The sequence below is a fragment of the Sphingopyxis sp. GW247-27LB genome (genome assembly GCF_002277025.1).
Lineage (GTDB): Bacteria > Pseudomonadota > Alphaproteobacteria > Sphingomonadales > Sphingomonadaceae > Sphingopyxis.
In genome coordinates this window covers 918140-942850 of sequence record NZ_NIWD01000008.1, presented here as the reverse complement: position 1 = coordinate 942850, position 24711 = coordinate 918140, and the positions used below count along the sequence as shown (strand labels likewise).

The following is a 24711-nucleotide window of genomic DNA, read 5'->3' as shown; positions in this document are numbered from 1 at the left end:
CAATCTCCTTGTGTGTTATATACATAACACACGGCGGCGGCGGCTGTCCAGCGCGATCCTACCAGCGCAGCAAGGGCGGCAGCGCGAGCCGTCCGGCGAGCGCCGCGAGCAGCACCGCACCGCCGTGCCACAGCGCGATATGGACGATGTCGTCGACGGGGCAATGGAGCGCGGCGATCGTCGCGCCCGACGCGCCCGACGCGATCCCGATCACCCAGCCGGCGCGCGCCGGCGACGTCGGCGCGCCGCCGCGCAGCCAGGCGAAAAGCGCGCCGCCGACGCCGAGCCCGGCGAGCAGCGCCATCGGCAGGCAGGGCAGTTCGGTCCCGCCCCGCGCCGTCTCGACCGCGCGATGCCCGTCGCCGAGCCCGACGAACAGCGCCGAGAGCGGCAGCGCCAGCGCGGCAAGCGCCGCCCAGCGCCAGCCGCCATGATCGCGCCCGACGCCGGGCAGCCCCATGCGCAGCGCGCTCCAGATCGCGGCGATCGCGACCGCCGCGACCAGCCAGAAGGACAGCATCGACATCGCGGGCATCGCGGCCATGTCGCGGCGCATCCCGAACAGCCAGAGCAGCAGCGCCGCCGCCGCCAGCCAGCCCGCGCCGACCCACAGCGAAGCGCGCGCGATGCGGCGCGGGCGCACGGGCTCGAGGTCGCCGGCCAGTCCGTCGATCAGTTCGTCGATCGATGCGTCGTTCATCTCATTCGCTTTCCACCAGCCCCGCGAGCTTCCTGAGCCCGCGATGGATATTTACCTTGACCAGCGACTCGCTCTGGCCGCTGATCCGCGACGCCTCGGCGATCGAGGCGCCCTCGATCTTGACCAACGTGATCGCCTGCGCCTGCCCCGCGGGCAGAAGCGCGAGCAGCCGGTCGAGGCTGAGTCGCGCGTGCACCGCTTCATCCTCGGCGCCGACCGCGGCATCGCCCTCGCCCAGCTCGACCTCGTCCCGCTGCCGGCGCAGCATGTCGATCCAGCGATAGCGCGCGATCGCCGCGAGCCACGGCAAGAAGGCGCGGCCGCTGTCCCATGTCGCGCGCTTGCGGTGCAGCGACACGAGCGTTTCCTGCACCAGATCGTCGATCTGGTGCGGCGCGCTGCGGCGTGCGAAATAGCGCGTCAGCCACGCGCGGCAATCACCGAGCAGCGCGCGATAGGCCGCGCGGTCGCCGCGCTGCGATGCGGCCATCAGTCGCGCGAGCGAGGGTTCGTCGATACTCATCGGACGGGCATCATGACAGATCGGGCGGGCCGGCGCATCGCTCCTGCTTCGCGGGCACCGGCGCCGAGGTTACACCGCGCCATCTTATCGCCACCTTCGCGGTGCAGAGGCTTCCTTTCCCCTTGATCCCCTCCCCTTGATCCCCATGAGAGAGACGATGAGCGTAGCGTTCCGCCGCGAAAGCGACGACGAGCATAAGGAACCCGAGTTTGAGCTGCCGATCCCGGTCGGCGCGAACCTCGTCACGCCGCGCGGCGCGCGCCTGCTGGGCGAGGAGGTCGCGCGGATCGAGGCGGCCGTCGCGGCCGCACCCGACGAGGAGGCGCGCAAGAAGCTGCTGCGCCAGCTCCGCTATTTCGGCACCCGCAAGGCGACCGCCGAGGTGCAGGCGGCGCCCGCGGACGGCCTCGTCGGCATCGGCAGCCGCGTCGCCTATCGGCTGAACGGGACCGAGCGCAGCGTCACCATCGTCGGCCACGACGAGGCCGACCCCGCCGCGCACCGCATCGCCTTCACCGCGCCGCTCGGCCGCGCGCTGATGGGCGCCGAGGCGGGCGAGGCCGTCGCATTCCAGGGCCGCGAGGACGCGATCGCCATCCTCGCCGCCACCGCCGACGCGGAGGTCATGGCATGAAGGACCGGTTCGAACGCCACAAGCAGCCGTGGACCGCGGCCGAGATCGACAAGCTGCACACGCTCGCGAAGAAGGGCATGGCGCTGAAGGCGATCGCCAAGGCGCTGACGCGCAGCGAGGAATCGGTGAAGATCCGCGCCAAGGCCGACGGGCTGTCGATTGCGAAGCTGCGCTGACGCCCGCATGACCGCCCCCGATTACGATGCCATCGTGCTGGGCGCCGGCGCGGCCGGGCTGATGTGCGCCGCGACCGCGGGGCAGCGCGGGCGCCGCGTGCTGCTGCTCGACCATGCCGATCAGGTGGGCAAGAAGATCCTGATCTCGGGCGGCGGGCGCTGCAATTTCACCAATATCCACGCCGTACCCGATCGCTTCCTGTCGGCGAACCCGCATTTCGCCAAGTCGGCGCTTGCGCGCTATACGCCCGCGGATTTCGTCGCGCTCGTCGACGCCCATGGCATCGCGTGGCACGAAAAGACGCTCGGCCAGCTCTTCTGCGACGGGTCGGCGAAGGCAATCGTCGCGATGCTGCTCGACGAGGCGGCGAAGGGCGGCGTCGACGTCCGCTGCGGCGAACCGCTGCGCGAGGTCGCGCATGCCGATGGGCTTTTTCGCGTTGCCTTCGGTGACCGGCGCTTCACCGCCCGCAATCTCGTTCTCGCGACCGGCGGACCGTCGATCCCCAAGATGGGGGCGACCGGCTTCGCCTACGACCTCGCGCGGCAATTCGGGCTGAAGGTCGTCGAGCCGCGCCCCGCGCTCGTCCCGCTCACGCTCGGCGGCGATGACCTGCTGTTCCGCGAGCTGTCGGGCGTCGCCACCCCGGTCGAGGCACGCGCGGGCAAGGCGGCGTTCCGCGAAGCGGCGCTTTTCACGCATCGCGGGCTGTCCGGCCCCGCGATCCTGCAGATCAGCAGCTATTGGCGGCACGGCGAGCCGGTGACCATCGACTTTGCGCCCGACGCCGCGCCGGGCTGGCTGGTTGCGGCGAAACGCGCGCGACCGCGCGCGACGCTCGCGGCGGCGCTAGGGAGCGCCCTCCCCGACCGCCTCGCGCAGGTGCTGGCCGAGCGGCTCGCGCTACCCGGCGAGATGGGGGCGCAAACCGACCGCAAACTCGCCGATGCCGAAGCCGCGCTCCGCCGCTGGACCTTCCGCCCCAATGGCACCGAGGGCTTCGCCAAGGCCGAGGTCACCGTCGGCGGCATCGCGACCGCGGGCCTGTCGTCGCAAACAATGATGGCCAAAAGCCTTCCGGGCCTCTATGCGGTCGGCGAAGCCGTGGACGTCACCGGGTGGCTGGGCGGCTATAATTTTCAATGGGCTTGGGCCAGCGGATATGCGGCAGGCCAGGCCCTTTAGGAAACGGACAACCCATCACGCTCGTCATGCCGGCCCTTCGACAGGCTCAGGGGATCCGGCATCCATTCGTCACTTGCAGAAAGCGCTGAATGGACCCCGGACCAAGTCCGGGGTGACGAATTAGAGAATCGGCGGCGCAGCCCGCCACGGAAAAGAAGAAAATATGTCTTTCGATCATCTTTCACCCGTCCTCGCGGACGCTCTTACCGCGCGCGGCTATGAGGCGCTGACCCCCGTTCAGGCGCAGGTTACCGAAGCCGAGGCCCACGGCCGCGACCTGCTCGTTTCTGCCCAGACCGGGTCGGGCAAGACAGTCGCCTTCGGCCTCGCGATGGCGGACGAGCTGTTCGACGACGGCCGCCTGCCGTTCGCGACCGCGCCGCTCGCGCTGATCGTCGCGCCGACGCGCGAGCTGGCGCTGCAGGTCAGCCGCGAGCTCGGCTGGCTCTATGCCAAGGCCGGCGCGCGCATCGCGACCTGCGTCGGCGGCATGGACGCGAGCAAGGAACGCCGCGCCCTCAATCAGGGCGTGCATATCGTCGTCGGCACGCCGGGGCGGCTGCGCGATCATCTCGAACGCGGCGCGCTCGACCTCGAAAGCCTGCGCGTCGCGGTGCTCGACGAGGCCGACGAGATGCTCGACATGGGGTTCCGCGAGGACCTCGAGGAAATCCTCGACGCAACCCCCGGGACGCGGCGCACCCTGTTGTTTTCGGCGACGATTCCGAAGCCGATCGCGCAGCTCGCCAAGCGCTACCAGCGCGATGCCCTGCGCATCTCGACCGTCGGCGAGGACCGCGGGCACGGCGACATCGCCTATCAGGTCGTCACCGTCGCGCCCGCCGATATCGAGGGCGCGGTGATCAACCTCCTCCGCCTGCACGAGCCCGACACGGCGATGCTGTTCTGCGCGACGCGCGACAATGTCCGCCGCCTCCACGCGCGGCTGGTCAATCGCGGTTTCGCCGCCGTCGCGCTGTCGGGCGAGCATAGCCAGAACGAGCGCAACCACGCGCTGCAGGCGCTGCGCGACCGCCGCGCGCGGGTGTGCGTCGCGACCGACGTCGCCGCGCGCGGCATCGACCTGCCGAGCCTGAGCCTTGTCATCCATGTCGAGATCCCGCGCGATGCCGAGACGCTCCAGCACCGTTCGGGCCGCACCGGGCGCGCGGGGAAGAAGGGCACCGCGGTGCTGATCGTCCCCTATCCGCGCCGGCGCCGCGTCGACGGCATGCTGCGCGGCGCGCGCATCGAGGCCGAGTGGATGAACGCGCCGACCGCGGACGACGTTCGGAAAAAGGATCAGGAACGGCTGATCGAGAAACTGCTCGCCCCTGTCGAGCACGAAGCCGACGACCTCGAGCTCGCGCAGCGGCTGCTCGCCGAACGCTCGCCCGAGGATATCGCCGCGTCGCTCGTCCGCGCGCACCGCGCGACCATGCCGCCGCCCGAGGATCTGATCGACAACGGCCCGCCGCCGCGACGCGAGCGGGGCGAACGCTTCGAGCGCGAGGACGGTCATCCCGATCGCGGTGAGCGCGGGCCGCGCCGCGAGCAGTTCGACGACAGCGTCTGGTTCCGGCTCAACATCGGGCGCCGCCAGAATGCCGACCCGCGCTGGATCCTGCCCCTGCTCTGCCGCCGCGGCCATGTGACCAAGCATGAGATCGGTGCGATCCGCATCGGGCCGAGCGAGACGCTGTTCAACATCCCGCTCGCCATCGCCGACCGCTTCGCCGAGGCGATCCAGCGCAGCGCCAACGCCGACGGCGAGGACGACAGCGGCGTCGCGATCACCCCGGCGCCCGGCGGCGCGGCCTATCCGCCGCGACGCGAGAAGGCGCCGCGCGACAAAGCGCCGCGCAATACGCTCGGCCGCGCGCCCGGCGGCGACCGCGGCCCGCGCGGCCCCGGCGGCCCGCGCGACAAGACCGAGCGCTACAAGCCCAAGCCCTATGGCCAGCGTAGCCCGCGTCGGCCGAAGTAAACCAGCCATTACCTTCCCGTCATTGCGAGCGTAGCGAAGCAATCCAGAGCTGCTCTGCGCCGCCCTGGATTGCCGCGTCGCCCCGGATCAGGTCCGGGCCTCCTCGCAATGACGACGTCAATGGACGACTCCCTACTTGCGCCTCACTCTCCGGCCCACCAGATGGACGGAACAGCAGGAGATGCGCGATGCAAGCGATCCAGGCCTTTATCGAGACGCAAGGCGGCCCCGAGGTCATCGACTGGCGCGAGGTGACGCTGGGCGCCCCCGGCCCCGGGCAGGCGCTGGTGCGGCAGAGCGCGATCGGGCTCAACTATATCGACATCTATCACCGCGACGGCACCTATCCGGTCGAGCTTCCCGGCGGGCTCGGCATGGAAGCGGCGGGCGAGGTGATCGCGGTCGGCGAGGGTGTCCACGGGCTCCAGCCCGGCGACCGGGTCGCGACCTTCGGGCCGCAGCGCGACGCCTATGCGAGCGCGCGACTGGTCCCGGCGGCTTCGCTGTTCAAGCTGCCCGCGAACGTCGACGACGAGACCGCCGCCGCGGCGCTGCTCAAGGCGTGCACGGTCGAGGCGCTCGTCGAGCGCTGCGCGAAGGTCGAGGCGGGCTGGCCCGTGCTCGTCCACGCCGCGGCGGGCGGGGTCGGGCTGATCCTCGTCCAATGGCTGAAGGCGGTCGGTGCGACGGTGATCGGCACCGTCAGCACCGAGGCCAAGGAACAGGCGGCGCGCGACGCGGGCGCCGACCATGTCATCCGCTACAAGGAGGAGGATGTCGCGGCGCACGTCCGCGAGATCACCGACGGACAGGGCGTGCCCGTGACCTTCGACGGCATCGGCATGGCGACGTGGGAGGTGTCGCTCAAAGCCACCGCGCGGCGCGGGCTGATCGTCAGCTACGGCAACGCCGGCGGGCCGGTGCGCGGGGTCGATCTGGGCGTGCTCGCGCGCCACGGGTCGCAGTTCGTCACCCGGCCGACGCTGTTCGACTATTACCTCGACCCCGGCGAACGCGCCGCGGGCGCGGCGCGGGTGTTCGAGATGATCGGCGAGGGTAAGGTCGCGATGACCGTCGGCCAGCGCTATGGCTTGCAGGATGCGGCGCGGGCGCATGCCGACCTCGAAGCGGGGCGAACGACGGGGTCTACGCTGTTGATTCCGTAGTATAATATCCGCGCCCTCCCCTTCAGGGGAGGGCAGCGAGACTTGGGAGCTTGGCTCCCTAGTCGCAGCGGGTGGGGTCCATCGGCCTTGCGCAAGGCCGATGGACCCCACCCCAACCCCTCCCCTGAAGGGGAGGGGCTTATTCTTTACCCCTTCAACCGTTCGGCATGCCACGCGACATGCTCGGCCATGAAGGTCGAGATGAAATAATAGCTGTGGTCGTAGCCCGGCTGCATGCGGATCGTCGCCTTCTGACCGGCGCGCTCGCACGCCTCGGCCAGCAGCCCGGTCTTGAGCTGCTCGGCCAGGAAATTATCGGCGTCGCCCTGATCGACGAGCAGGTCGGGCAGCCGCGCGCCCGCCGCGATCAGCGCGCAGGCGTCGTAAGCGCCCCACGCCTCGCGATCCTCGCCGAGATAGCCCGCCAGCGCCTTCTCGCCCCATGGGCACCGCGTCGGCGCGACGATCGGCGAGAAGGCCGAGACCGAGCGAAAGCGGTCGGGGGTGCGCAGCGCGACGGTCAGCGCGCCGTGCCCGCCCATCGAATGGCCGGTGATCCCCTGCCGCGTCAGGTCGGCGGCGGGAAATTCGCGCAGGATCAGCGAGGGCAGCTCGTCTTCGACATAGGAGCGCATCCGGTAGTGCTGCGCCCACGGCTCCGCGGTCGCGTCGACATAGAAGCCGGCGCCGAGGCCGAAGTCCCACGCGCCGTCGGGGTCGTCGGGAACGGCATTACCGTTCAGATCGGGGCCGCGCGGGCTGGTGTCGGGGGCGACGAAGATCACCCCATGCTCGGCGCACGCGGCGCGATATTCGCCCTTCTCCATCACATTCGCGTGGGTGCAGGTCAGCCCCGAGAGATACCAGAGCACGGGCAGCTTGGCGTCCGCTTCATGGTCGGGGACGAAGACCGCGAAATTCATGTCGGTGCCGGTCGTGTCGCTCCGGTGCCGGTAGACGCCCTGCGTGCCGCCGTGGCTGCGGTTGGTCGAGACGGTTTCGAGAGTCATCGGGGGTCCTGCATCGGGATGGGGGCGGTTCGCGGATCATGGCCCCAATGGCGCAGCAGGTCCAGTATCGCCGCGCCCGACAGCCCCAGCGTTCCGGTGTTGCGCAGCGGATGCACGTTCACCCGGTCGGCGGCCGCAAGCGCCGCATCGAGTACGACGGCGACGCTCCCCGGCGGCGCGTTGATCGCCGCGAGCGGGGTCACCGATCCCGGCGCGATGCCGAGCAGGCGCTGCATGTCCTCGGCCTTGCCGAAACTCACCCGCTTGCAGCCGATCGCCGCGGGCAGCGCCTTCAGGTCGACGCGCGCCTCGCCGGGCACGGTGACGAGCCAGAAGGCTCCGGCGGCGTCCTTCAGGAACAGATTCTTGGTGTGGGCGCCCGGGATCGCGGCGTTCACCGCGTCGCTTTCGGCGACGGTGAACACCGCGACATGCTCGTGCGCGGCGAAGGGGATGGCGAGCGCATCGAGATCCGCCAACAGGCCAGCTTCGCCGCGCAAGATCGTCAGCCCAGCCGGTGCAGCGCGCAGAGCTTGTTGCCGGCGGGATCGCGCAGATAGGCGAGATACATTTTCATGCCATTGCCCTCGCGCACCCCCGGCGGATCTTCGATCGCGGTGCCCCCCGCTTCGACGCCCGCCTTGTGCCACGCATCCGCCTGTTCGGGATTGGCCATCGCAATGCCGATGGTGCAGCCATTGCCTGCCGTCGCCGGCTGGCCGTCGATCGGCGCCGTGACCAGGAACATCCCTCCATTGTGAATGTAGATCAGGCGACCCTTCTCGTCCTGGATAGCTGGTTTGCCGCCGATGGCCTGAAAGGTCGCGTCGTAGAATTTCCTCGAGGCGTCGAGGTCGTTCGATCCGACCATATTGTGACTGTACATGATGTCCGCTCCTCCGGTTTTGGTTGCGAATCGATACCTACCCTGCCCCGCCGGTCAGGACCAGCCGCCATGATGTTTTGCATTCCCCGAAAATGACGGACCCGGAAGCATAGCGAGCCCGCCCTAGCGGAACACCACCGTCTTGCGCCCGTCGATCAGCACCCGCTGCTCGGCGACCCAGCGCACCGCGCGCGCGAGAACCTGCGCCTCGATATCGCGCCCGGTGCGGATCAGGTCGTCGACCGACTGGCGGTGGTCGACGCGCTCGACCGCCTGTTCGATGATCGGCCCCTCGTCGAGATCGCCGGTGACGAAATGCGCGGTCGCGCCGATCAGCTTGACCCCGCGCTCGTGCGCGCGGTGATAGGGCCGCGCGCCCTTGAAGCCGGGCAGGAAGCTGTGGTGGATGTTGATGCAGCGCCCCGCGAGCTGTGCCGACAGGTCGCCCGACAGGACCTGCATATAGCGCGCGAGCACCAGATAGTCCGCCTGCCCCCGCGCCATCACGCCCAGGATCGCGGCCTCTTGGTCAGCGCGATTGGCGTCGCTGACCGGCAGATGATGAAAGGGCACGCCGTGCCATTCGGTCAGGCGCCGCTGATGCTCGTGGTTCGAGACGACTCCGACGATGTCGATCGCGAGATTGCCGGTCGACCAGCGATGGAGCAGGTCGTTGAGGCAATGGCTGCCCTGCGACACCGCGATGACGAAACGCGGCTTGACGGCGCGGTCGCTGATCCGCGCGTCCATGGCGAAGCGCGCGACGATCGGCGCGAAAGCCGCCTGCACCGCCGTCAGCCCTTCGGGAAAGCGCGGTCCCGCGCCGCGAAACTCGACGCGCATGAAGAAGCGCCCCGAATCGAGGTCGGCATATTGCTGGCTGTCGAGGATGAAGCCGTCGGCCTCTGCGAGCAGCCCCGTCACCGCGGCGACGATGCCGACCCTGTCCTCGCACGCCAGCGTCAGGATGTAGCGCGCGGCGGCCCCAGGATTCATCTCAGCCCGAAATCTTGTGGAAGGCGCAGAGCTTGTTGCCGGCGGGATCGCGCAGATAGGCGAGATAAAGCACGCGCCCCTCGGTCGCCTGGCGAATGCCCGGCGGATCCTCGGCGGTCGAGCCGCCGTTCGCGAGGCCCGCGGCGTGCCACGCGTCGACCGCCTCGGGCGATGCCGCGAGCAGGCCCAGCGTATGGCCGTTGCCGCACGCCGCCGCCTCGCCGTTGACCGGCCGCGTGATGAGGAGGCGCCCGCCGTCGTGCGCGTAGATCAGCCGCCCGCGCTCGTCGATCCGCCCCTCGGGCACGCCGAGCGCCCCGAGCACCGCGTCGTAGAAACTCTTGGTCGCGGCGATGTCGTTCGCCCCCAGCGTCACATGGCTGAACATTTCCGGTGCCTCCGCTTCAGTAGACGACGACGCTGCGGATGCTCTCGCCCGCGTGCATCAGGTCGAACCCTTTGTTGATATCCTCCAGCCCCATCACGTGGGTGATCATCGGGTCGATCTCGATCTTGCCCTGCATGTACATGTCGACGATCTTCGGCACGTCGGTGCGGCCCTTGGCGCCGCCGAACGCTGTACCGCGCCAGTTGCGCCCGGTGACGAGCTGGAACGGGCGCGTCGCGATTTCCTTGCCCGCCTCGGCGACGCCGATGATGATCGAGGTGCCCCAGCCGCGATGGCAGGCTTCGAGCGCGGTTCGCATCACCTCGGTATTGCCCGTCGCGTCGAAGGTGTAATCGGCGCCGCCGTCGGTCATCTGGACGATCGCCGCGACGACATCCTCGCGGCTCATGCCCTTCGAATTGAGGAAGTCGGTCATGCCGAACTTGCGGCCCCATTCTTCGCGATCGGGGTTGATGTCGACTCCGATGATCTTGTTCGCGCCCGCGAGGCGCGCGCCCTGGATGACATTGAGCCCGATGCCGCCGAGCCCGAAAACGACGACATTGTCGCCGACCTGCACCTTCGCGGTGTTGATCACCGCGCCGACCCCGGTGGTCACGCCGCAGCCGATGTAGCAGCTCGACTGGAACGGCGCGTCCTCGCGGATCTTCGCGACCGCGATCTCGGGCAGCACGGTGAAGTTCGAGAAGGTCGAGCAGCCCATATAATGATAGATCGGCTGCCCCTTGTAGCTGAAGCGCGTCGTGCCGTCGGGCATCAGCCCCTTTCCTTGCGTCGCGCGGATCGCGGTGCAGAGGTTGGTCTTGCCGCTGAGGCAGCTTTTGCACTGGCGGCATTCGGGGGTGTAGAGCGGGATCACATGGTCGCCCGCCTTCACGCTGGTCACGCCCGCACCGACCTCGCGCACGACGCCCGCGCCTTCATGCCCCAGCACGCTCGGGAAGATGCCCTCGCTGTCGAAGCCGTCGAGCGTATAGGCATCGGTGTGGCAGATGCCCGTCGCCATGATCTCGACCAGCACCTCGCCCGCCTTCGGGCCTTCGAGGTCGAGCTCGACGATCTCCAGCGGCTTCTTCGCTTCGAACGCAACGGCGGCGCGGGTCTTCATGGACGGTCTCCTTTTCAGCCGTCCCAATCAGCCAAACGCCGCGGCAATGCAAGATGCGAGGCGGATCGCCCGAAACTTCGTCATGCTGAACTCGTTTCAGCATCCATGGCCCGGCGCTCTCCGGCCAGCATGGCGCCAATTGTTTTTCGCACAAAGCTACGAAGATGTCGTGTCGGCCGCGAAGCGGCTTTCCTTAGCGACGGTGCGACCAGCCGCACCGTTGATGGAGGAACGGGCCTGTCGACCCAGGCCCTCTTCTTCGTGGCTTTGTGTCTTTGGGCGAAACAAAAAAACGCAGCGTTGAAGGACAGGTCAGGCCATGGACCCTGAAACAAGTTCAGGGTGACGAGAATGGAAAGGTCATGCGCCTCTCACACCTCCCTCCCTTTCGTCACCCCGGACTTGATCCGGGGTCCATTCAAACCAGCGCCGGACCAATGGATCCCGGATCAAGTCCGGGATGACGATGAAATAGAGTTGCGCTCGCCTCGCTCCTCGAGCCGCTCCGCCCGCAGGAGGAGCCGATCTGGGCCGTCTATCCGCAGCGCCGCCGTCTGCTGCCGAAGGTCCGGCTGCTGATCGACAAGCTGCGCGGGGAATTGCCGGTGGCGTTGCGGCGGAGTGAGGCCGGCTGAAGCCCGACGAAAGGCCGAGTAATTCGGGGCCTTTTAATCAGGCTCCGCAACTCCTTCCTGTCGCAGCATTTCCAATATCTCTTGGTCCTTGGCGCGATATTTGGAATCGCTCCTAGGAACTATCACGACGCTATCGAACATCGAACCGTTCTCAAACCACGATATTGCGATATCGATGGCCGAACGCTCATAGTCGAGCGCGCGCCAGTCGCGGCCGGCAAGCTTTTCACGCTTCACCAAAATTTGAGTCGACGGGTCCCTAAGTATTTTGTCGCCCGGTATTGCTTCAAAGGTCGCGCCATTCGGAAACTTGGCATCGGATATGTCTAACGCCCAATCGACGCTCTCATAATATTTCCGGATCGCCGACTCTCGCTTCTCTCGCATTGCTCCATCGAGGGAGCCGAGTTCGGACCGGTTGATTTTGAGCCCGCTGATCCGGCCAGCCAAGCGAGTGCGCCTGAATACGCTTGCCCATATGAACAAGGGTGATGAGCCTGTCTTCTTCAGATTCCGCAAAGAGACGTCTTCAAAGGCGCATCCTGAGACAGCGCAGTTCATATGACTGACGTCTGCCAGATGGACTTCTGAAAGACGATTCCAACCGGCTGCCTTGCTTCGAATCACACAGTTATTGAATTCGGAATCCCGCACCGAGACGGAAGAAATGTCGCGAGGATCGCCATCGCACCAGAAGGTTTCTCCACTAAGCTCAAGCATCTCGTGTCCCCCTCAACACTCCACCACGCTGACCGCCAGTCCGCCCTTCGACGTTTCCTTATATTTATCCCGCATATCCCGCCCCGTCTGCAGCATCGTTGCGATCACCGTGTCGAGGCTTACGACATGGGTGCCGTCGCCGATCATCGCGATGCGGCTGGCGTCGATCGCCTTGATCGCGCCCATCGCGTTGCGCTCGATGCACGGGATCTGCACCAGCCCGCCGATCGGATCGCAGGTCAAACCCAGATTATGCTCCATGCCGATCTCGGCGGCATTTTCGACCTGCGCGTTGGTGCCGCCCAAGGCGGCCGTCAGCCCCGCCGCCGCCATCGAACAGGCGACGCCGACCTCGCCCTGGCAGCCGACCTCGGCGCCCGAGATGCTGGCGTTGCGTTTGTATAATGCGCCTATCGCGCCCGCGGCGAGCAGGAACGTCCGCACGCCCGCCGCGTCGCCGCGATAGCTGCGCCGGTAATAGCGGATCACCGCGGGGATGATCCCCGCCGCGCCATTGGTCGGCGCGGTGACGACCTTGCCGCCCGCGGCATTTTCCTCGTTCACCGCCATGGCCCAGAGGTTGATCCAGTCCATCATCGCCATCGGATCGGACAGGTTCGCTTCGTGCCGCTCGCGGATGTCGGCGGCGATCTGCGGCGCGCGGCGCTTGACCTTGAGCCCGCCGGGCAGGACGCCCATGCTGCTGCATCCCGCGTCGATCGAGCCATCCATCGCTGCCGCGATGGTGTCGAGCCCCGCGTCGACCTCTTCACGGCTGCGGTGGACGAGTTCATTGTCGAGCATCATCTCGGCGAAGCTCTTGCCCGACACCGCGCCCATCGCGAGCAGATCGGCGCCCGAGGTGAAAGCGTGAGGAAGCTCGACCTCGTCCTCGGCGCCGCGGCTGTTGCGCCCCGCCTCTTCCTCGTCGACGACGAAGCCACCGCCGATCGAGAAGTACATGCGCTTCGCCAATATCTCACCTTCGCCGTCGCGCGCGGTGAAGCTGAGCGCGTTGCTGTGGAACGGCTGGCGCTGCTTCATCTGGAAATGGAGGTCGCTCGCGGGCTGGAAGCGGACGCGCTGGCGGCCGAGCAGATAGAGGAAGCCCTCGCTCGCCGCGCGGTCCCAATGCGCCTTGATCGCGGCGAGGCTGGTCGAGGCGGGGATCTCGCCCGCGAGCCCCGCGACGACCGCGGTGTCGGCGGCGTGGCCCTTTCCGGTCAGCGCGAGCGAGCCGTAGAGGTCGGCCTCGACATGCGCGGTTTTGGTCAAGAGGTGCTGCTCGTCGAGCCAGACGGTGAAGCGGCGCGCCGCCACCATGGGTCCCACAGTGTGCGAGCTCGACGGACCGACGCCGATTTTGAACAGTTCGAAGAGGCTGATCGTCATGGCGGCGCCTATAGAGGATGAAGCCGCGTCACGATAGAAGCCAATGCCTCCCCCTCGACGGGGGAGGCAGCGAGACTTGCGAACTTGTTCGCTAGTCGCAGCGGAGAGGGTGACAGCGACGCCGCTTCACCCTCTTCCAACTTCGCCTAGCCGCTTCGCGGCAAGGCTACATATCCTTCCCCCGTCAAGGGGGAAGGATGGCATCGTCAGGCCGGGTAGGTCCAAGTGCCGCCGCGCGCGAAATTCTCCGCGGCGAAGTCCCAGTTCAGCAGTTCGTCGACCACCGCATTGACATAGTCGGGGCGGACGTTCTTGCGGTCGATGTAATAGGCGTGCTCCCACACGTCGACGACGAGCAGCGGGGTGATGCCGGCGGTGAGCTCGGTCCCCGCGTCGTGGGTGTCGGTGACCGACAGCGCGCCGTCGCGCGAGACGAGCCACGCCCAGCCCGACGCGAAATGGTTGACCGCGGTGTCCTTCAGCTTCTTCTTGAGCTCATCGAGCGAGCCGAAGTCGCGGTCGATCGCGGCGGCGAGATCGCCCGACGGCGCGGTCTTCGTGGGCGACATGCTGTTCCAGTAGAAGGCGTGGTTCCACGACTGCGCGCTGTTGTTGAACAGCCCCTTGTTGCCCGATCCTTCGGCGTGGTGGATGATTTCCTCGAGGGCTTTGTCGGCCAGGTCGGTGCCTTCGATCGCGGCGTTGACCTTGTCGACATAGGCCTTGTGATGCTTGCCATGATGCGTCGCGAGCGTGTCGGCCGAGATGTGCGGCGCCAGCGCGTCCTGGGCATAGGGCAGCGGCGGGAAAGCGATCGTCATGGCAGTCTCCATTTTCTTTTGCAGATGGCCCCTTAACTCGGCCCTTCCCCCGGCGGTTGCAAGCCCCCCGAAGGGCAATTTTTCCTTCCCCGCCTTCAAATCTCACGTCACCATCGCGCGCAAGGTCGCGATCCGGTCGGCCTCTTCGGCGGGCTTGTCGCGGCGGATGCGGGCGATGCGCGGGAAGCGCATCGCGAGGCCCGACTTGTGGCGCTTGGAGGCGTGGATCGAATCGAACGCGACCTCGAGCACCAGCGTCTTCTCGACCTCGCGCACCGGGCCGAAGCGATCGATCGTGTGGTCGCGCACGAATTTGTCGAGCCATTTGAGCTCCGCGTCGGTGAAGCCCGAATAGGCCTTGCCGACCGGCAGCAGTTCGCCCGCGTCGGTCCAGCAGCCGAAGGTATAGTCGGAATAGAAGCTCGCGCGCCGCCCGTTGCCGCGCTGCGCATACATCATCACGCAATCGGCGACGAGCGGATCGCGCTTCCACTTGTACCAGAGGCCGGCGCGACGCCCCGCCACATAGGGCGCATCGCGGCGCTTGAGCATCACGCCCTCGATCGCGGCGTCGCGGGCGCCGGCGCGCAGCTCCGCGAGTTCCCCGAAATGCGTGGCCTCGATCACCGGCGACAGGTCGAAACGGCTGTCGGCGAGGCGCGGCACGAAGGCCTCGAGCTGCTGCCGCCGCTCGGTCCACGGCAGGCCGCGCAGATCGTTGCCGTCGACGGCGAGCAGGTCGTAGACGCGAACGAAGGCCGGATAGTCTGCGAGCATCCTTTTAGTCACCGTCTTGCGCCCGAGCCGCTGCTGGAGCGCGTTGAAGCTCGCCGCGCCGCCCTCGACCCCGCCCTGCGCCTCACCGCGCACCAGCAATTCGCCATCGATCACCGCATCCTGGTCAAAGGCGGCGAGCAGTTCGGGGAAGGCAGCGCCGATCTCCTCGCCGCCGCGACTGTAGAGGCGCGTCTCGCCGCCGCCACGGACGATCTGGACGCGGATGCCGTCCCATTTCCATTCGGCGACATAGTCGGAAAGGTCGAGATTCTCCCCTTCGAGGGGGTGTGCGAGCATGAAGGGGCGGAAGAAGGCGACGTCGGCGAGGTCGGGGCGCGGCGCCCTCCCCTCGCCCCAGGCGAAGAGCGGCGCATAAGGCGACGGGATCGCGTGCCAGAGCTCCTCGACATCGTCGATGGCGACGGCGAAGGCCTGCGCGAACGCCTGCTTCGCGAGCCGCGCCGACACCCCGACGCGCATCCCGCCGAGCGCGAGCTTGAGCAGCGCATAGCGGCCGTCGGCGTCGAGCCGGTCGAGCAGCGAAGCGAGGATCGCGGGCGCGTCGCTGCGGGTGGCGGCGGAGAGAGCGTCGACGACCTGGGTGACACTTAATCCGCCCTCCCCTTCAGGGGAGGGCAGCGAGACTTGCCAGCTTGCTGGCTTAGTCGCAGCGGGTGGGGTCCATCGGCCTTGTGCAAGGCCGATGGACCCCACCCCAACCCCTCCCCTAAAGGGGAGGGGCTTTTCCGGCCACAACAACGCCGCCGTCTCCGCCGTATCGCCGACGAAGTGGCGCGACAGGCGGAACAATTCCTCATCCACCCGCGAAGCCAGCAGCGCCCGAACCGTCCCCGCCTTCACCGCCGGAAAGTCGAGCGCGCCGGTCAGCGCCGCGAGCGCCCAGCCGCGGTCGGGATCGGGAGCGTGCTTCAGATAATCGACGATCAGCGCGAGCTTGCTGTTGCGCGAGCGCGTGTAGACGAGCCGGTCGATCAGGGCCGCGAAGCGCTTCACGCCTCCTCCTCCCCACCCTCATCTTCAACGTCGCGTCCGACGAGGTGGAGCGCGCGCGCCTTGCGCTGGGTCATCTCGCACCAGCGCAGCAGACCTCCCTCGCTGCCGTGGGTGATCCAGCTTTCCTGCGGGTTCACCTCGGCGATCGTCGCGGTGAGCTCGTCCCAGTCGGCGTGGTCGGAGATGACGAGCGGCAGCTCGACCATCCGCTGCCGCGCCCGCTGCCGCACGCGCATCCAGCCCGAGGCCATGGCGGTGACCGGATCGGGCAGGCGCCGCGACCAGCGGTCGTTGAGCGCCGAGGGCGGCGCCAGCACGATCTGCCCCGCCATCTCGGCCTTGTCGCTCTCCCCAACGAGCCGCAGGTCGCCGAGGTCGACGCCATGCACCGCATAAAGCTGGCACATCTTCTCAAGCGCACCGTGGATATAGACGGGCGCCGTCCACCCGGCGGCGCGCAGCTCGGCGATCACCCGCTGCGCCTTCCCCAGCGCATAGGCGCCGACAAGCACCGAACGGTCGGGCTCGGCGCGCACCGCGGCAAGCAGCTTGGCGATCTCGCCCTCGGTCGGCGGGTGGCGGAACACCGGCAGGCCGAAAGTCGCCTCGGTGATGAAGATGTCGCACGGGACGACCTCGAACGGCGCGCAGGTCGGGTCGGGGCGGCGCTTGTAGTCACCGGTGACGACGATCCGTTCGCCGCGATATTCCATCGCGATCTGCGCGCTGCCGAGGACATGGCCGGCGGGGTGAAAGCTGAAGCGCACCCCGCCGCGCTCGAAGCCCTCACCGTATGCGAAGGCGGCATTGCGGGACGCCGCCGCGTCGACGCCGTAGCGCAGCGCCATGATCGCCAGCGTCTCGGGGGTCGCGAACACCGCATGATGCCCGCTGCGCGCATGGTCGGCGTGGCCGTGGGTCACCGCCGCGCGCTCGACGGGGCGCGAGGGATCGATCCAGAGGTCCGCGGGCCGCACGTAAAGCCCGTGCGGATGCGGTTCGAGCCAGGGCTTGGCCTTTGCCATCAGGCGGCGAGCGTCCGCGCGCGAACGAGGTCGGCGACGAAGCCCGCGCGCTCGCGCGCCGCCCGCGCGCGGTCGGGCATGCGGAGGAGGAAGGAGGGATGGATCGTGGCGACCAGCGTCGCACCGTCCTCAAGCGCCACCGCCTCGCCGCGCATCGATTGGACGCTCGCGCTCCGTCCCGTCACGCCGCGCAGCGCGGTCGCGCCGAGGGTGACGATCAGCGCGGGGTGGACGAGCTGCCGCTCCTTGTCGAGCCACCAGCGGCAGGCGTCGACCTCGCCCGCGGTCGGCCGCTGGTGCAGCCGCCGCTTGCCGCGCGGCGCGAACTTGAAATGCTTGACCGCGTTGGTCAGGAACAACCGCCGCCGGTCGAGCCCCGCCTCGTCGATCGCCTCATCGAGCAGCCGCCCCGCGGGACCCACGAACGGCCGCCCCTCCAGATCCTCCCGATCGCCCGGCGGTTCGCCGACCAGCATGATCCGCGCCGATTTCGGCCCCTCGCCCGCGACGCCCTGCGTCGCGTCGCGATAGAGCGGGCAACGCCGGCAGCGATCGACCCCGCGCGCGAGGTCGTCGAGCGTTCGGATATCGTCGGTCGGGGCCCGGTTTCCGGGCATGCGGCTTTGCCCTTTCTCGCTTCGCGGGTTCGCTGACGAAACGGCCGCTTGCGGCATCCGTTCCCCTACCCCCGCCCCAGCCGCATGCGGAAGGCGTCGAGGTGGAAATAGCTCGGGTCGAAATCGCACATCTGCGCCAGCGCATCGGGTTCGAGGAAGCGGATCCACTGCCGGTTCATCTCGATATAGCCCGCGCGGACCAGCCGCCGCAGCACGCGGTTGGTGTGGATCGGGGTCAGCCCCAGCGTGTCGGCGATCTGCGTCTGGGTCAGCGGCAGGCGCAGCGTGTCGCCGCTCGCCTGGTTGACGATCTGGGCGCGGCGATGCAGCTCGAGCAGCAGGTGCGCGATACGCTCCTGCGCGCTCTGGCGGCCGTTGCGGATGATCTGTTCGCGCAGGAACGCCTCTTCCTGCACCTGCGTCCACCAGAAGGCCATGGTCAGCGCCCCCGACCCCGCCAGCATCTCGCGCACCGCGCCGGGCGACATCGCATAGACCGATCCCGCCGTGACCGTGACGACGCTATGGTCGGCCTCCGCCGCCACCAGCACCTGCAGGTCGAAGATGTCGCCGGGAAGCAGGATGTTGAGGATCTGGCGGCGCCCGTCCTCGAGCGTCTTGAAGCGCGCCGCCCAGCCTTCGCGCATCACCAGCACCGCATCCATCGCCTGGCCCGCGGTGATGATCTCGCTGTTCGCGGTGAAACTGCGCACCTTGCCGCCGAGCCGCGCGAGCGCCTCGCGCTCGCCGTCGCCGAGATCGCTGTAATATTGCAGCCGCGCGATCAGCGCTTCCAATGCCATGGCGTGCGCCGCCTCTATGCTTCGCGCCACCGCGCGGGCAGCGCGATCTCGACGACCAGCCCCGTCGGCTCCCAGCGGCGCTCGATCGTTCCGCCCAGATTGTTGCGCACGCTGCGTTCGATCAGCAGCGTGCCGAAGCTGGTGCGTTCGGGGGCGGAAACATGTCCGGGGGCGCCGCTTTCCTTCCACGTCAGGCGGAATTGCCGGTCGTCGCTCTCGTCGGGGTCGTGCGACCAATGCACCTCGACCTCGCCCTCCTCGGCCGACAGCGCGCCGTGCTTGGCCGCGTTGGTCGCGAGTTCGTTGAACAGCAGCGCCATCGCGACCAGCGCGTTTTCGGGGAGCAGCAGGTCGGGGCCCGACCAGCGCACGCGCGGAAAGGCCGCCTCGACCTCACGCATCAGCGCGTGCATCGACCCGGTCATGAAATTGGCGCCGAGCAGGACGTTCTGCGCCCGGTTGAGCGCGTCGAGCCGACTGCTGATCCGCTCGACATAATCGTCGACATCGCGCGCCGAATGGCGGGTCAGCGAAATGATGGCGCCGACCGTCGCGAACAGGTTGCGCATCCGGTGATGCAGTTCGCGCATCAAGAGGTTGGCGTTTTCCTGCCGGCTCTTCTGTTCGGTGATGTCGACGTTGATCCCGGTCAGGATCGCCTCGTCGCGGCGGACGTCCCAGTCGGCGCGGCCCGCGAGCCAGCGCACGCCGCGCTCGGGGTGCACGACGCGAAACTCGCTGGCATAGGGCGTGCCGTTGTCGATCGCCTCGTCGAGCGCGGCGCGGACCAGCGGCCGGTCGTCGGGGTGGATGCGTTCGAAGACGCCGCCCAGCGATGCGAGCGCGGCTTCGTAATCGGCGCCCCACAATTCGGCGACCGCGCCGCGCCAGTGCATCGCGTCGTCGTTCACATGGAGCTGCCAGATCGCGATGCTCGAAAAATCGAGCGCGCGCTCCAATATATAGCGCGCCTCGTCGCGCTCGACCGCCGTGCGGCGCAATTCGGCCTCGGCCATGATGATCGCCGCGAAATCCTCGAGCCGCTCGAGTTCGCGCGCGCCGAGCGGCGGCCGGGTCTTGCGATCCATGATGCTGAGGGCGCCCAGCACCGCGCCGTTATAGGCGCGCAGCGGCACCCCGGCATAGAAACGGATACAGGCATCTCCGGTGACCAGCGGATTGTCGCGAAAGCGCGGATCGCGGGTGGCATCGGGGACGACCAGCGGCCGGTCGTCGGCGATCACATGGCGGCAGAAACCGACGTCGCGCGGGATTTCGGCGAGGTCGAGGCCGTGCGCCGACTTGAACCATTGCCGGCAATCGTCGACGAACGAGACGAGCGCGATCGGCGCGTCGAACAGGTCGGCGACCAGCTTGGTGACGCGGTCGAACGCGGCCTCGGGCCCGCTGTCCATGATGCGATATTCGCGAAGGGTCCGCAGTCGCCGGCGCTCGCCCGCCGATGCGTCCCTGTCCCGGCCGTCTGCCAATTGCCGCCCCTCGCCTCCTGCCGGCGCCTCCGCGCCGCTCTGTTCCCGGGGCCGCTGTGCCATGAATCGGGTTCCTACAAAAGCATGGTCGCCCGCTTGCGGGATTAATCGGGCGATTTCCGACCTTTCCCGTGCGAGCCTCCAACGTCCCGCCGTTGTCTACGCATCCGCGTGCGACAAGTTGCAGGCCGAAGGGGCGCTTTTTTGGTCCCGGAACGGAACCCCCCGCCGCGAGACCGCGTATGAAATATTCCAGAGGGAGGTTCTTGCATGACGTTGGGAGATGAAATCCGCGGACATCTGCCGTTCCTGCGCCGCTACGCGCGCGCGCTGACCGGAAGCCAGCAGCATGGCGACAATTTCGTTCACACGCTGCTCGAAGTGATCGTCGCGGCGCCCGAGGAGTTCGGCCACGGTCCCGACACGCGAATCGCCCTCTACCGCGCCTTCCACCGCATCTGGGAAAGCGCCTTCATCGCCGACGGCGAGGGATCGGACGAAGAGGATGCGCTGGTGCGCGCCGCCAATCGCCGCCTCGCCCGCATCACGCCGCTGGCGCGCCAGATCCTGCTCCTCACCGCGCTCGAAGGCTTCTCGACCGAAGAGGCGGCAGCGATCACGGGCACCGATACGGCGACGGTCGAAGCGCTGCTCGCCGAAGCGGTCGGCGATCTCGACCGCGAGACGCGGACCTCGGTGCTCATCATCGAGGACGAGCCGCTGATCGCGATGGAACTCGAAGCGATCGTCCGCGGCCTCGGCCACGAAGTCGCGGGAGTCGCGACGACGCACGAGGATGCGGTCGCGGCCTTCGAGGATACCGACGCCGGCCTCGTCCTGGCCGACGTCCAGCTCGCCGACGGCTCGTCGGGAATCGACGCGGTCCAGGACATATTGGCGCGCGCGCCGGTGCCGGCGATCTTCATCACCGCCTTTCCCGAACGGCTGCTCAGCGGCAATTGCGTCGAGCCGACCTTCCTGATCTCCAAGCCGTTCCGCGAGAATACGGTGCGCGCCGCGATCAGCCAGAGCCTGCTCTTCACGCCCGAGCTGGCGGCCTGACACCAACCCAAAAAGCCGCGCTTTCGTCCCATCGCCTTGGGTCCCCGCTTTCGCGGGGACCCAAGGCTGTTTGACAGGATAGTCTCAATCCCCCGCGGGTCCGTTCGCGGTCAGATCATCGACCTTGTCCATGATCGCCGCGAAGGCGTCGCTCGCGGGCAGCTCGTCCTCGCTGCGCAGCGGCATCTGGCCGCCCTCCAATATGTCCTGCAGCGCGGCGCGCGCGCGCGAGACGCGGCTTTTCATCGTGCCGATCGCGCAGCCGCAGATCGCCGCGCCTTCCTCGTAGCTCAGCCCCCCCGCCCCGATAAGCACCAGCGCCTCGCGCTGGTCGACCGGCAGCATCAGCAGCGCGCGCTGCACGTCGCCGAGATGCAGGCTGTCATCCTGGTCGTCGGGCGCGACCAGCATCCGCTCGGCCGCTAGTTCGTCATAGTCGGCGGTGAATTTCTTGCGCCGCATCTGCGACAGGAAGCAGTTGCGCAGAATGACGAAGGCCCAGCTCTTCATGCTCGCGGGCCCTGGAATATATTGCTCGCGCGCCTTCCACGCCTTCAGCATCGTTTCCTGCACCAGGTCGTCGGCAAGGTCGGCATTGCCGGTGAGGCTGCGGCCGAAGGCGCGCAGATGCGGCAGCATCGCGGCCAGTTCGCGCTTGAAGCTGGCGTCGTCGAGGGGTTGGGAAGGCGCGTCGCTCGTCATGCCCGGCATCCATTCGGACGCATCAGCGGCGCTGGATTGAAACTTGTCATCTTCAGGTGGCTTAGCGGGTGCCGCGGGCATTGCAAAGCCCAACTATGTCCGTCGCCGAACGGGCCAGGCGCGCCGCCACCGCTCACCGCTTGCCGCCATCTCCGTTGCCGAGCGCGAGGAAATTGGCGAGCAGCTGCTCGTCCTCGGGGTCGAGGCGACCATTCGCCGCGAGCCGCGCCAGATCCTCGTCGTGGCTGCGGAACAGCGGGCTGTAGAGCATCGACCAGCCGGCGAATTCGCGTTCGGCGACCAGCCGGCGGCGGAGTTCGATCAGGCCGCTGTGCCGCCGGTCGGCGCGGATGGCGGAAAGGCACAATTCGACCTTTCCGACCGGGCCCTCGAGCAGCTGCATGAAATTCTGGCCGTTGTAGATGAGCGCGCCCGTCAGTCCGTCGCGCCGGTTATTGACCCGTGCCCGGTCGACGAGCCGGTGGATATCCTCCCGGTCCAGGGCGGGATCCGCGACGCTCACATAGATGACCGATAGCACGCCGCGCCCCCTTTTCGATCCGCCGGGAAAGGGGACCACCAGCCGCCTTAGACCGCCGCCGCGCGCGGCGCGTTAATCTGGGTTAGGGTGCGGGCTCTCCACGCGACTGTGGCTTCCCGGCAACGCTTTGCGACGAAAATTCATAGGGCGTGGGAACTCGGGGCTTTTTCTGTCGTTGCTGGGACATGGCAACCCACGGCGAAAAGAGGATGAACGGCAACGGCACATCGCCCGTGATGTCGGACAATTCGCGCTGGCCGCGGGGCCATTTCCCCGGCACGGGCGGCGACGAATGGCACCGCGTGCTGACCGGCCGGCAATCGCCCGAACCGGTGAGCGCCAAGCTGCGCATGATCTATGGAACGATTGTCGCCGAGGATCTGCCCGACCGCATGCTCGACCTCTTGTCCCGGCTCGACCAGAAACGCCCCGAATGACCCGTCCCAATGCTGCGAAGCAGCCGCAAGACGCCCAAGACAACAGCAGCCTGTCGGACAACGAGTTCAAGGCGCTGTTGGCCGATGTCATCCCCCACCTGCGCGCCTATGGCCGCAGCCTGTCGGGCAATCCCGATCTCGCCGACGACCTGACGCAGGACACGATGGTCAAGGCGTGGGCGTCGCGCGACCGCTTCGAGCGCGGCACCTCGATCAAGGCGTGGACCTTCGTCATCCTGCGCAACACCTTCCTGTCGCAGATGCGCCGCAACAAGTTTCGCGGCGAATATGACGAGAGCGTCGTCGAACGCACGCTGTCGACCCCCGCGGCGCAGGAAGATTCGGGCGAGATGGCCGACTTGCAACGGGGATTGATGGAATTGCCGCAGGACCAGCGCGAGGCGCTGATCCTCGTCGGCGCGGGCGGCATGTCGTACGAGGAGGCGGCGGCGATCTGCGGCTGCGCGCTCGGCACGATGAAGAGCCGCGTGTCGCGCGCGCGCGCCGCGCTCGAAGAGATTATGGCGCGCGGCCAATTCTCGCAGAAACGCGCCGAAGCGCCCCCAGCGAGCGAGGCGATCGACGCGATCATGGACAGCGTCGAAACGATCGCGGCGCGGCGCGACGCAGGACGCTAGGCAACCCTCGACTCTGGCGCGCGGGCGCGGCACACTGGCGCCATCCCCAACAGCCAAGCGAGCCTCCCCATGAAGACCCTCAAGACCTTCGCGCTCCCGGTCGCCTTCGTCGTCGCAGCCTGTTCGGCGGGCAGTTCACCGAGCGCGGCGGCCGACACGTCGGCGCTCGACGCGTCGGGCGACCAGCCCGCGACCCCGCTCGCCGATGCGCCCTTCACCGTGCAGGAGGTCGCGAGCTTCGCCGAACCCTGGGCGATGACCTTCCTTCCCGGCGGGAAGCAGGCGCTCGTCACCGAGCGGGCGGGCAAATTGAAACTCTGGCAGGCGGGCGGCGCGACGCTCGATGTCGCGGGAGCGCCCGCGGTCGCCTATGGCGGCCAGGGAGGCTTCGGCGACGTCATCCTCGCCCCCGACTTCGCGGCGAGCGGTACCATCTATCTGAGCTGGGTCGAGGCCGGGGCGGGCGATACGTTCGGCGCCGTGGTCGGCAAGGCGAAGCTGGTTCAGGGCGACGCGCCGCGGATCGAAGGGCTCGAGATCATCTGGAAGCAGGACCCGAAGGTGCCGGGGCGCGGCCATTTCTCGCACCGCCTCGCCTTCTCGCCCGACGGCCACTATCTCTTCATCACCTCGGGCGAGCGGCAGAAGTTCGATCCGGCGCAGGATATGGGCAAAAATCTGGGCAAGGTCATCCGCCTGAACCCCGACGGCAGCGTGCCGGCCGACAACCCCTTCGCCGACAAGGGGGGCATCACCGCGCAAATCTGGTCGCTGGGCCATCGCAACCTGCTCGGCATCGCCTTCGATGCGACGGGGAAGCTGTGGCAGCAGGAGATGGGGCCTAAGGGCGGCGACGAGGTCAATCTGGTCGAGCGCGGCGGCAATTACGGCTATCCGATCGTGTCGAACGGCGACCATTATGACGGCAAGGACATCCCGGACCATCCGACCCGTCCCGAGTTCAACGCGCCCAAGCTGTGGTGGAACCCGTCGATCTCGCCCGCGGGGCTCGCCTGGTACGGCGGCGACCTCTATCCCGGCTGGAAGAACAGCCTGCTGATGGGCGCGCTGTCGGGCGAGGGACTGATCCGCATGGGGGTAGACGGCGACAGACTGCACAAGTCCGACCGCTGGGATTTCGGCACCCGCGTCCGCGAGGTCGAGGTCAATGCGGACGGCTCGGTGTGGCTCCTCACCGACGGCAAGGACGGCAAGCTGGTGAAGCTGGTTCCGAAGGGGTGAGCTTCGAGGCGCGA

Annotated in this window: 27 protein-coding genes; 9 read left to right on the top strand and 18 right to left on the bottom strand. The window is 68.0% G+C overall.

Features of this window, described 5'->3' with window-relative positions:
* Positions 1-58 precede the first annotated feature (58 nt).
* On the bottom strand, positions 59-700 hold the full coding sequence (locus CD928_RS11995; protein WP_095387271.1) for an NrsF family protein: 642 nt from the start codon (positions 698-700) through the stop codon (positions 59-61).
* 1 nt (position 701) lies between these two features.
* Positions 702-1223, bottom strand: a complete 522-nt coding sequence (locus CD928_RS11990; RefSeq protein WP_095387270.1) for a sigma-70 family RNA polymerase sigma factor — start codon at positions 1221-1223, stop codon at positions 702-704.
* 157 nt (positions 1224-1380) lie between these two features.
* Here CD928_RS11990 and CD928_RS11985 point away from each other — a divergent pair, with 157 nt between their 5' ends.
* The 5 genes from CD928_RS11985 to CD928_RS11965 all read left to right on the top strand — a co-directional run bounded on the left by CD928_RS11985 (position 1381) and on the right by CD928_RS11965 (position 6372).
* A complete protein-coding gene (locus CD928_RS11985) occupies positions 1381-1857 on the top strand; it encodes a GreA/GreB family elongation factor (RefSeq protein WP_095387269.1) in 477 nt (158 codons plus the stop codon).
* Positions 1854-2033, top strand: coding sequence for a hypothetical protein (locus tag CD928_RS11980; protein WP_095387268.1), 180 nt, complete (start codon positions 1854-1856; stop codon positions 2031-2033). The genes CD928_RS11985 and CD928_RS11980 overlap by 4 nt, the downstream gene beginning before the upstream one ends.
* Positions 2034-2040: 7 nt before the next feature.
* Entirely contained in the window at positions 2041-3219 is a 1179-nt protein-coding gene (locus CD928_RS11975; protein ID WP_095387267.1) for an NAD(P)/FAD-dependent oxidoreductase, read from the top strand.
* 163 nt (positions 3220-3382) lie between these two features.
* Positions 3383-5206 carry a DEAD/DEAH box helicase gene (locus CD928_RS11970; RefSeq protein ID WP_095387266.1) on the top strand — a complete coding sequence of 608 codons (1824 nt, stop codon included), beginning with the start codon at positions 3383-3385 and terminating at the stop codon, positions 5204-5206.
* 188 nt (positions 5207-5394) lie between these two features.
* On the top strand, positions 5395-6372 hold the full coding sequence (locus CD928_RS11965; protein WP_095387265.1) for a quinone oxidoreductase: 978 nt from the start codon (positions 5395-5397) through the stop codon (positions 6370-6372).
* A 146-nt stretch (positions 6373-6518) separates the two neighbouring features.
* Here the strand turns inward: CD928_RS11965 and fghA are convergent, their stop codons facing one another.
* The 14 genes from fghA to CD928_RS11895 all read right to left on the bottom strand — a co-directional run bounded on the left by fghA (position 6519) and on the right by CD928_RS11895 (position 20138).
* Positions 6519-7382, bottom strand: coding sequence for an S-formylglutathione hydrolase (gene fghA / locus CD928_RS11960; protein ID WP_095387264.1), 864 nt, complete (start codon positions 7380-7382; stop codon positions 6519-6521).
* Entirely contained in the window at positions 7379-7882 is a 504-nt protein-coding gene (locus tag CD928_RS11955) for a prolyl-tRNA synthetase associated domain-containing protein (RefSeq protein WP_095387263.1), read from the bottom strand. Before CD928_RS11955 ends, fghA begins: the two co-directional genes overlap by 4 nt.
* Positions 7883-7887: 5 nt before the next feature.
* Entirely contained in the window at positions 7888-8268 is a 381-nt protein-coding gene (locus CD928_RS11950; RefSeq protein ID WP_095387262.1) for a VOC family protein, read from the bottom strand.
* Positions 8269-8391: 123 nt separating this feature from the next.
* Positions 8392-9264 (bottom strand): formyltetrahydrofolate deformylase, encoded by an 873-nt coding sequence (purU, locus tag CD928_RS11945; protein ID WP_095387261.1) that lies wholly within the window; start codon positions 9262-9264, stop codon positions 8392-8394.
* A gap of 1 nt (position 9265) precedes the next feature.
* Positions 9266-9652 (bottom strand): VOC family protein, encoded by a 387-nt coding sequence (locus tag CD928_RS11940; RefSeq protein WP_095387260.1) that lies wholly within the window; start codon positions 9650-9652, stop codon positions 9266-9268.
* A 16-nt stretch (positions 9653-9668) separates the two neighbouring features.
* A complete protein-coding gene (locus CD928_RS11935; RefSeq protein WP_095387259.1) occupies positions 9669-10781 on the bottom strand; it encodes an S-(hydroxymethyl)glutathione dehydrogenase/class III alcohol dehydrogenase in 1113 nt (370 codons plus the stop codon).
* 668 nt (positions 10782-11449) lie between these two features.
* Positions 11450-12136 (bottom strand): hypothetical protein, encoded by a 687-nt coding sequence (locus CD928_RS23035; RefSeq protein ID WP_141237144.1) that lies wholly within the window; start codon positions 12134-12136, stop codon positions 11450-11452.
* Positions 12137-12148: 12 nt separating this feature from the next.
* Entirely contained in the window at positions 12149-13528 is a 1380-nt protein-coding gene (locus tag CD928_RS11925) for an L-serine ammonia-lyase (protein ID WP_095387257.1), read from the bottom strand.
* 206 nt (positions 13529-13734) lie between these two features.
* A complete protein-coding gene (locus CD928_RS11920; protein ID WP_095387256.1) occupies positions 13735-14349 on the bottom strand; it encodes a superoxide dismutase in 615 nt (204 codons plus the stop codon).
* A gap of 102 nt (positions 14350-14451) precedes the next feature.
* Positions 14452-16140, bottom strand: coding sequence for a cisplatin damage response ATP-dependent DNA ligase (locus CD928_RS11915; RefSeq protein ID WP_095387255.1), 1689 nt, complete (start codon positions 16138-16140; stop codon positions 14452-14454).
* Positions 16137-17165, bottom strand: a complete 1029-nt coding sequence (locus tag CD928_RS11910) for a ligase-associated DNA damage response exonuclease (RefSeq protein WP_095387254.1) — start codon at positions 17163-17165, stop codon at positions 16137-16139. The genes CD928_RS11915 and CD928_RS11910 overlap by 4 nt, the downstream gene beginning before the upstream one ends.
* Entirely contained in the window at positions 17165-17782 is a 618-nt protein-coding gene (locus tag CD928_RS11905) for a UdgX family uracil-DNA binding protein (protein WP_255247129.1), read from the bottom strand. Before CD928_RS11905 ends, CD928_RS11910 begins: the two co-directional genes overlap by 1 nt.
* A 65-nt stretch (positions 17783-17847) precedes the next feature.
* Positions 17848-18585, bottom strand: a complete 738-nt coding sequence (locus tag CD928_RS11900) for a Crp/Fnr family transcriptional regulator (protein WP_095387252.1) — start codon at positions 18583-18585, stop codon at positions 17848-17850.
* A gap of 14 nt (positions 18586-18599) precedes the next feature.
* Entirely contained in the window at positions 18600-20138 is a 1539-nt protein-coding gene (locus tag CD928_RS11895) for a sensor histidine kinase (protein ID WP_095387251.1), read from the bottom strand.
* A 207-nt stretch (positions 20139-20345) separates the two neighbouring features.
* Here CD928_RS11895 and CD928_RS11890 point away from each other — a divergent pair, with 207 nt between their 5' ends.
* Positions 20346-21137, top strand: a complete 792-nt coding sequence (locus CD928_RS11890) for a response regulator (RefSeq protein ID WP_095387250.1) — start codon at positions 20346-20348, stop codon at positions 21135-21137.
* An 84-nt stretch (positions 21138-21221) separates the two neighbouring features.
* Here CD928_RS11890 and CD928_RS11885 read toward each other — a convergent pair whose 3' ends face one another.
* A complete protein-coding gene (locus CD928_RS11885; protein WP_255247128.1) occupies positions 21222-21839 on the bottom strand; it encodes a sigma-70 family RNA polymerase sigma factor in 618 nt (205 codons plus the stop codon).
* A gap of 133 nt (positions 21840-21972) precedes the next feature.
* Positions 21973-22380, bottom strand: coding sequence for a BLUF domain-containing protein (locus tag CD928_RS11880; RefSeq protein WP_095387248.1), 408 nt, complete (start codon positions 22378-22380; stop codon positions 21973-21975).
* Between the two features lie 209 nt (positions 22381-22589).
* On the opposite strand from CD928_RS11880, the gene CD928_RS11875 reads away from it, so the two are divergent.
* The 3 genes from CD928_RS11875 to CD928_RS11865 all read left to right on the top strand — a co-directional run bounded on the left by CD928_RS11875 (position 22590) and on the right by CD928_RS11865 (position 24697).
* On the top strand, positions 22590-22817 hold the full coding sequence (locus CD928_RS11875) for a NepR family anti-sigma factor (RefSeq protein ID WP_095387247.1): 228 nt from the start codon (positions 22590-22592) through the stop codon (positions 22815-22817).
* Positions 22814-23455 carry a sigma-70 family RNA polymerase sigma factor gene (locus tag CD928_RS11870; protein ID WP_095387246.1) on the top strand — a complete coding sequence of 214 codons (642 nt, stop codon included), beginning with the start codon at positions 22814-22816 and terminating at the stop codon, positions 23453-23455. The genes CD928_RS11875 and CD928_RS11870 overlap by 4 nt, the downstream gene beginning before the upstream one ends.
* 69 nt (positions 23456-23524) lie before the next feature.
* Positions 23525-24697: a PQQ-dependent sugar dehydrogenase gene (locus CD928_RS11865; protein ID WP_095387245.1), complete on the top strand. Its 1173-nt coding sequence runs from the start codon at positions 23525-23527 to the stop codon at positions 24695-24697.
* Positions 24698-24711 lie beyond the last annotated feature (14 nt).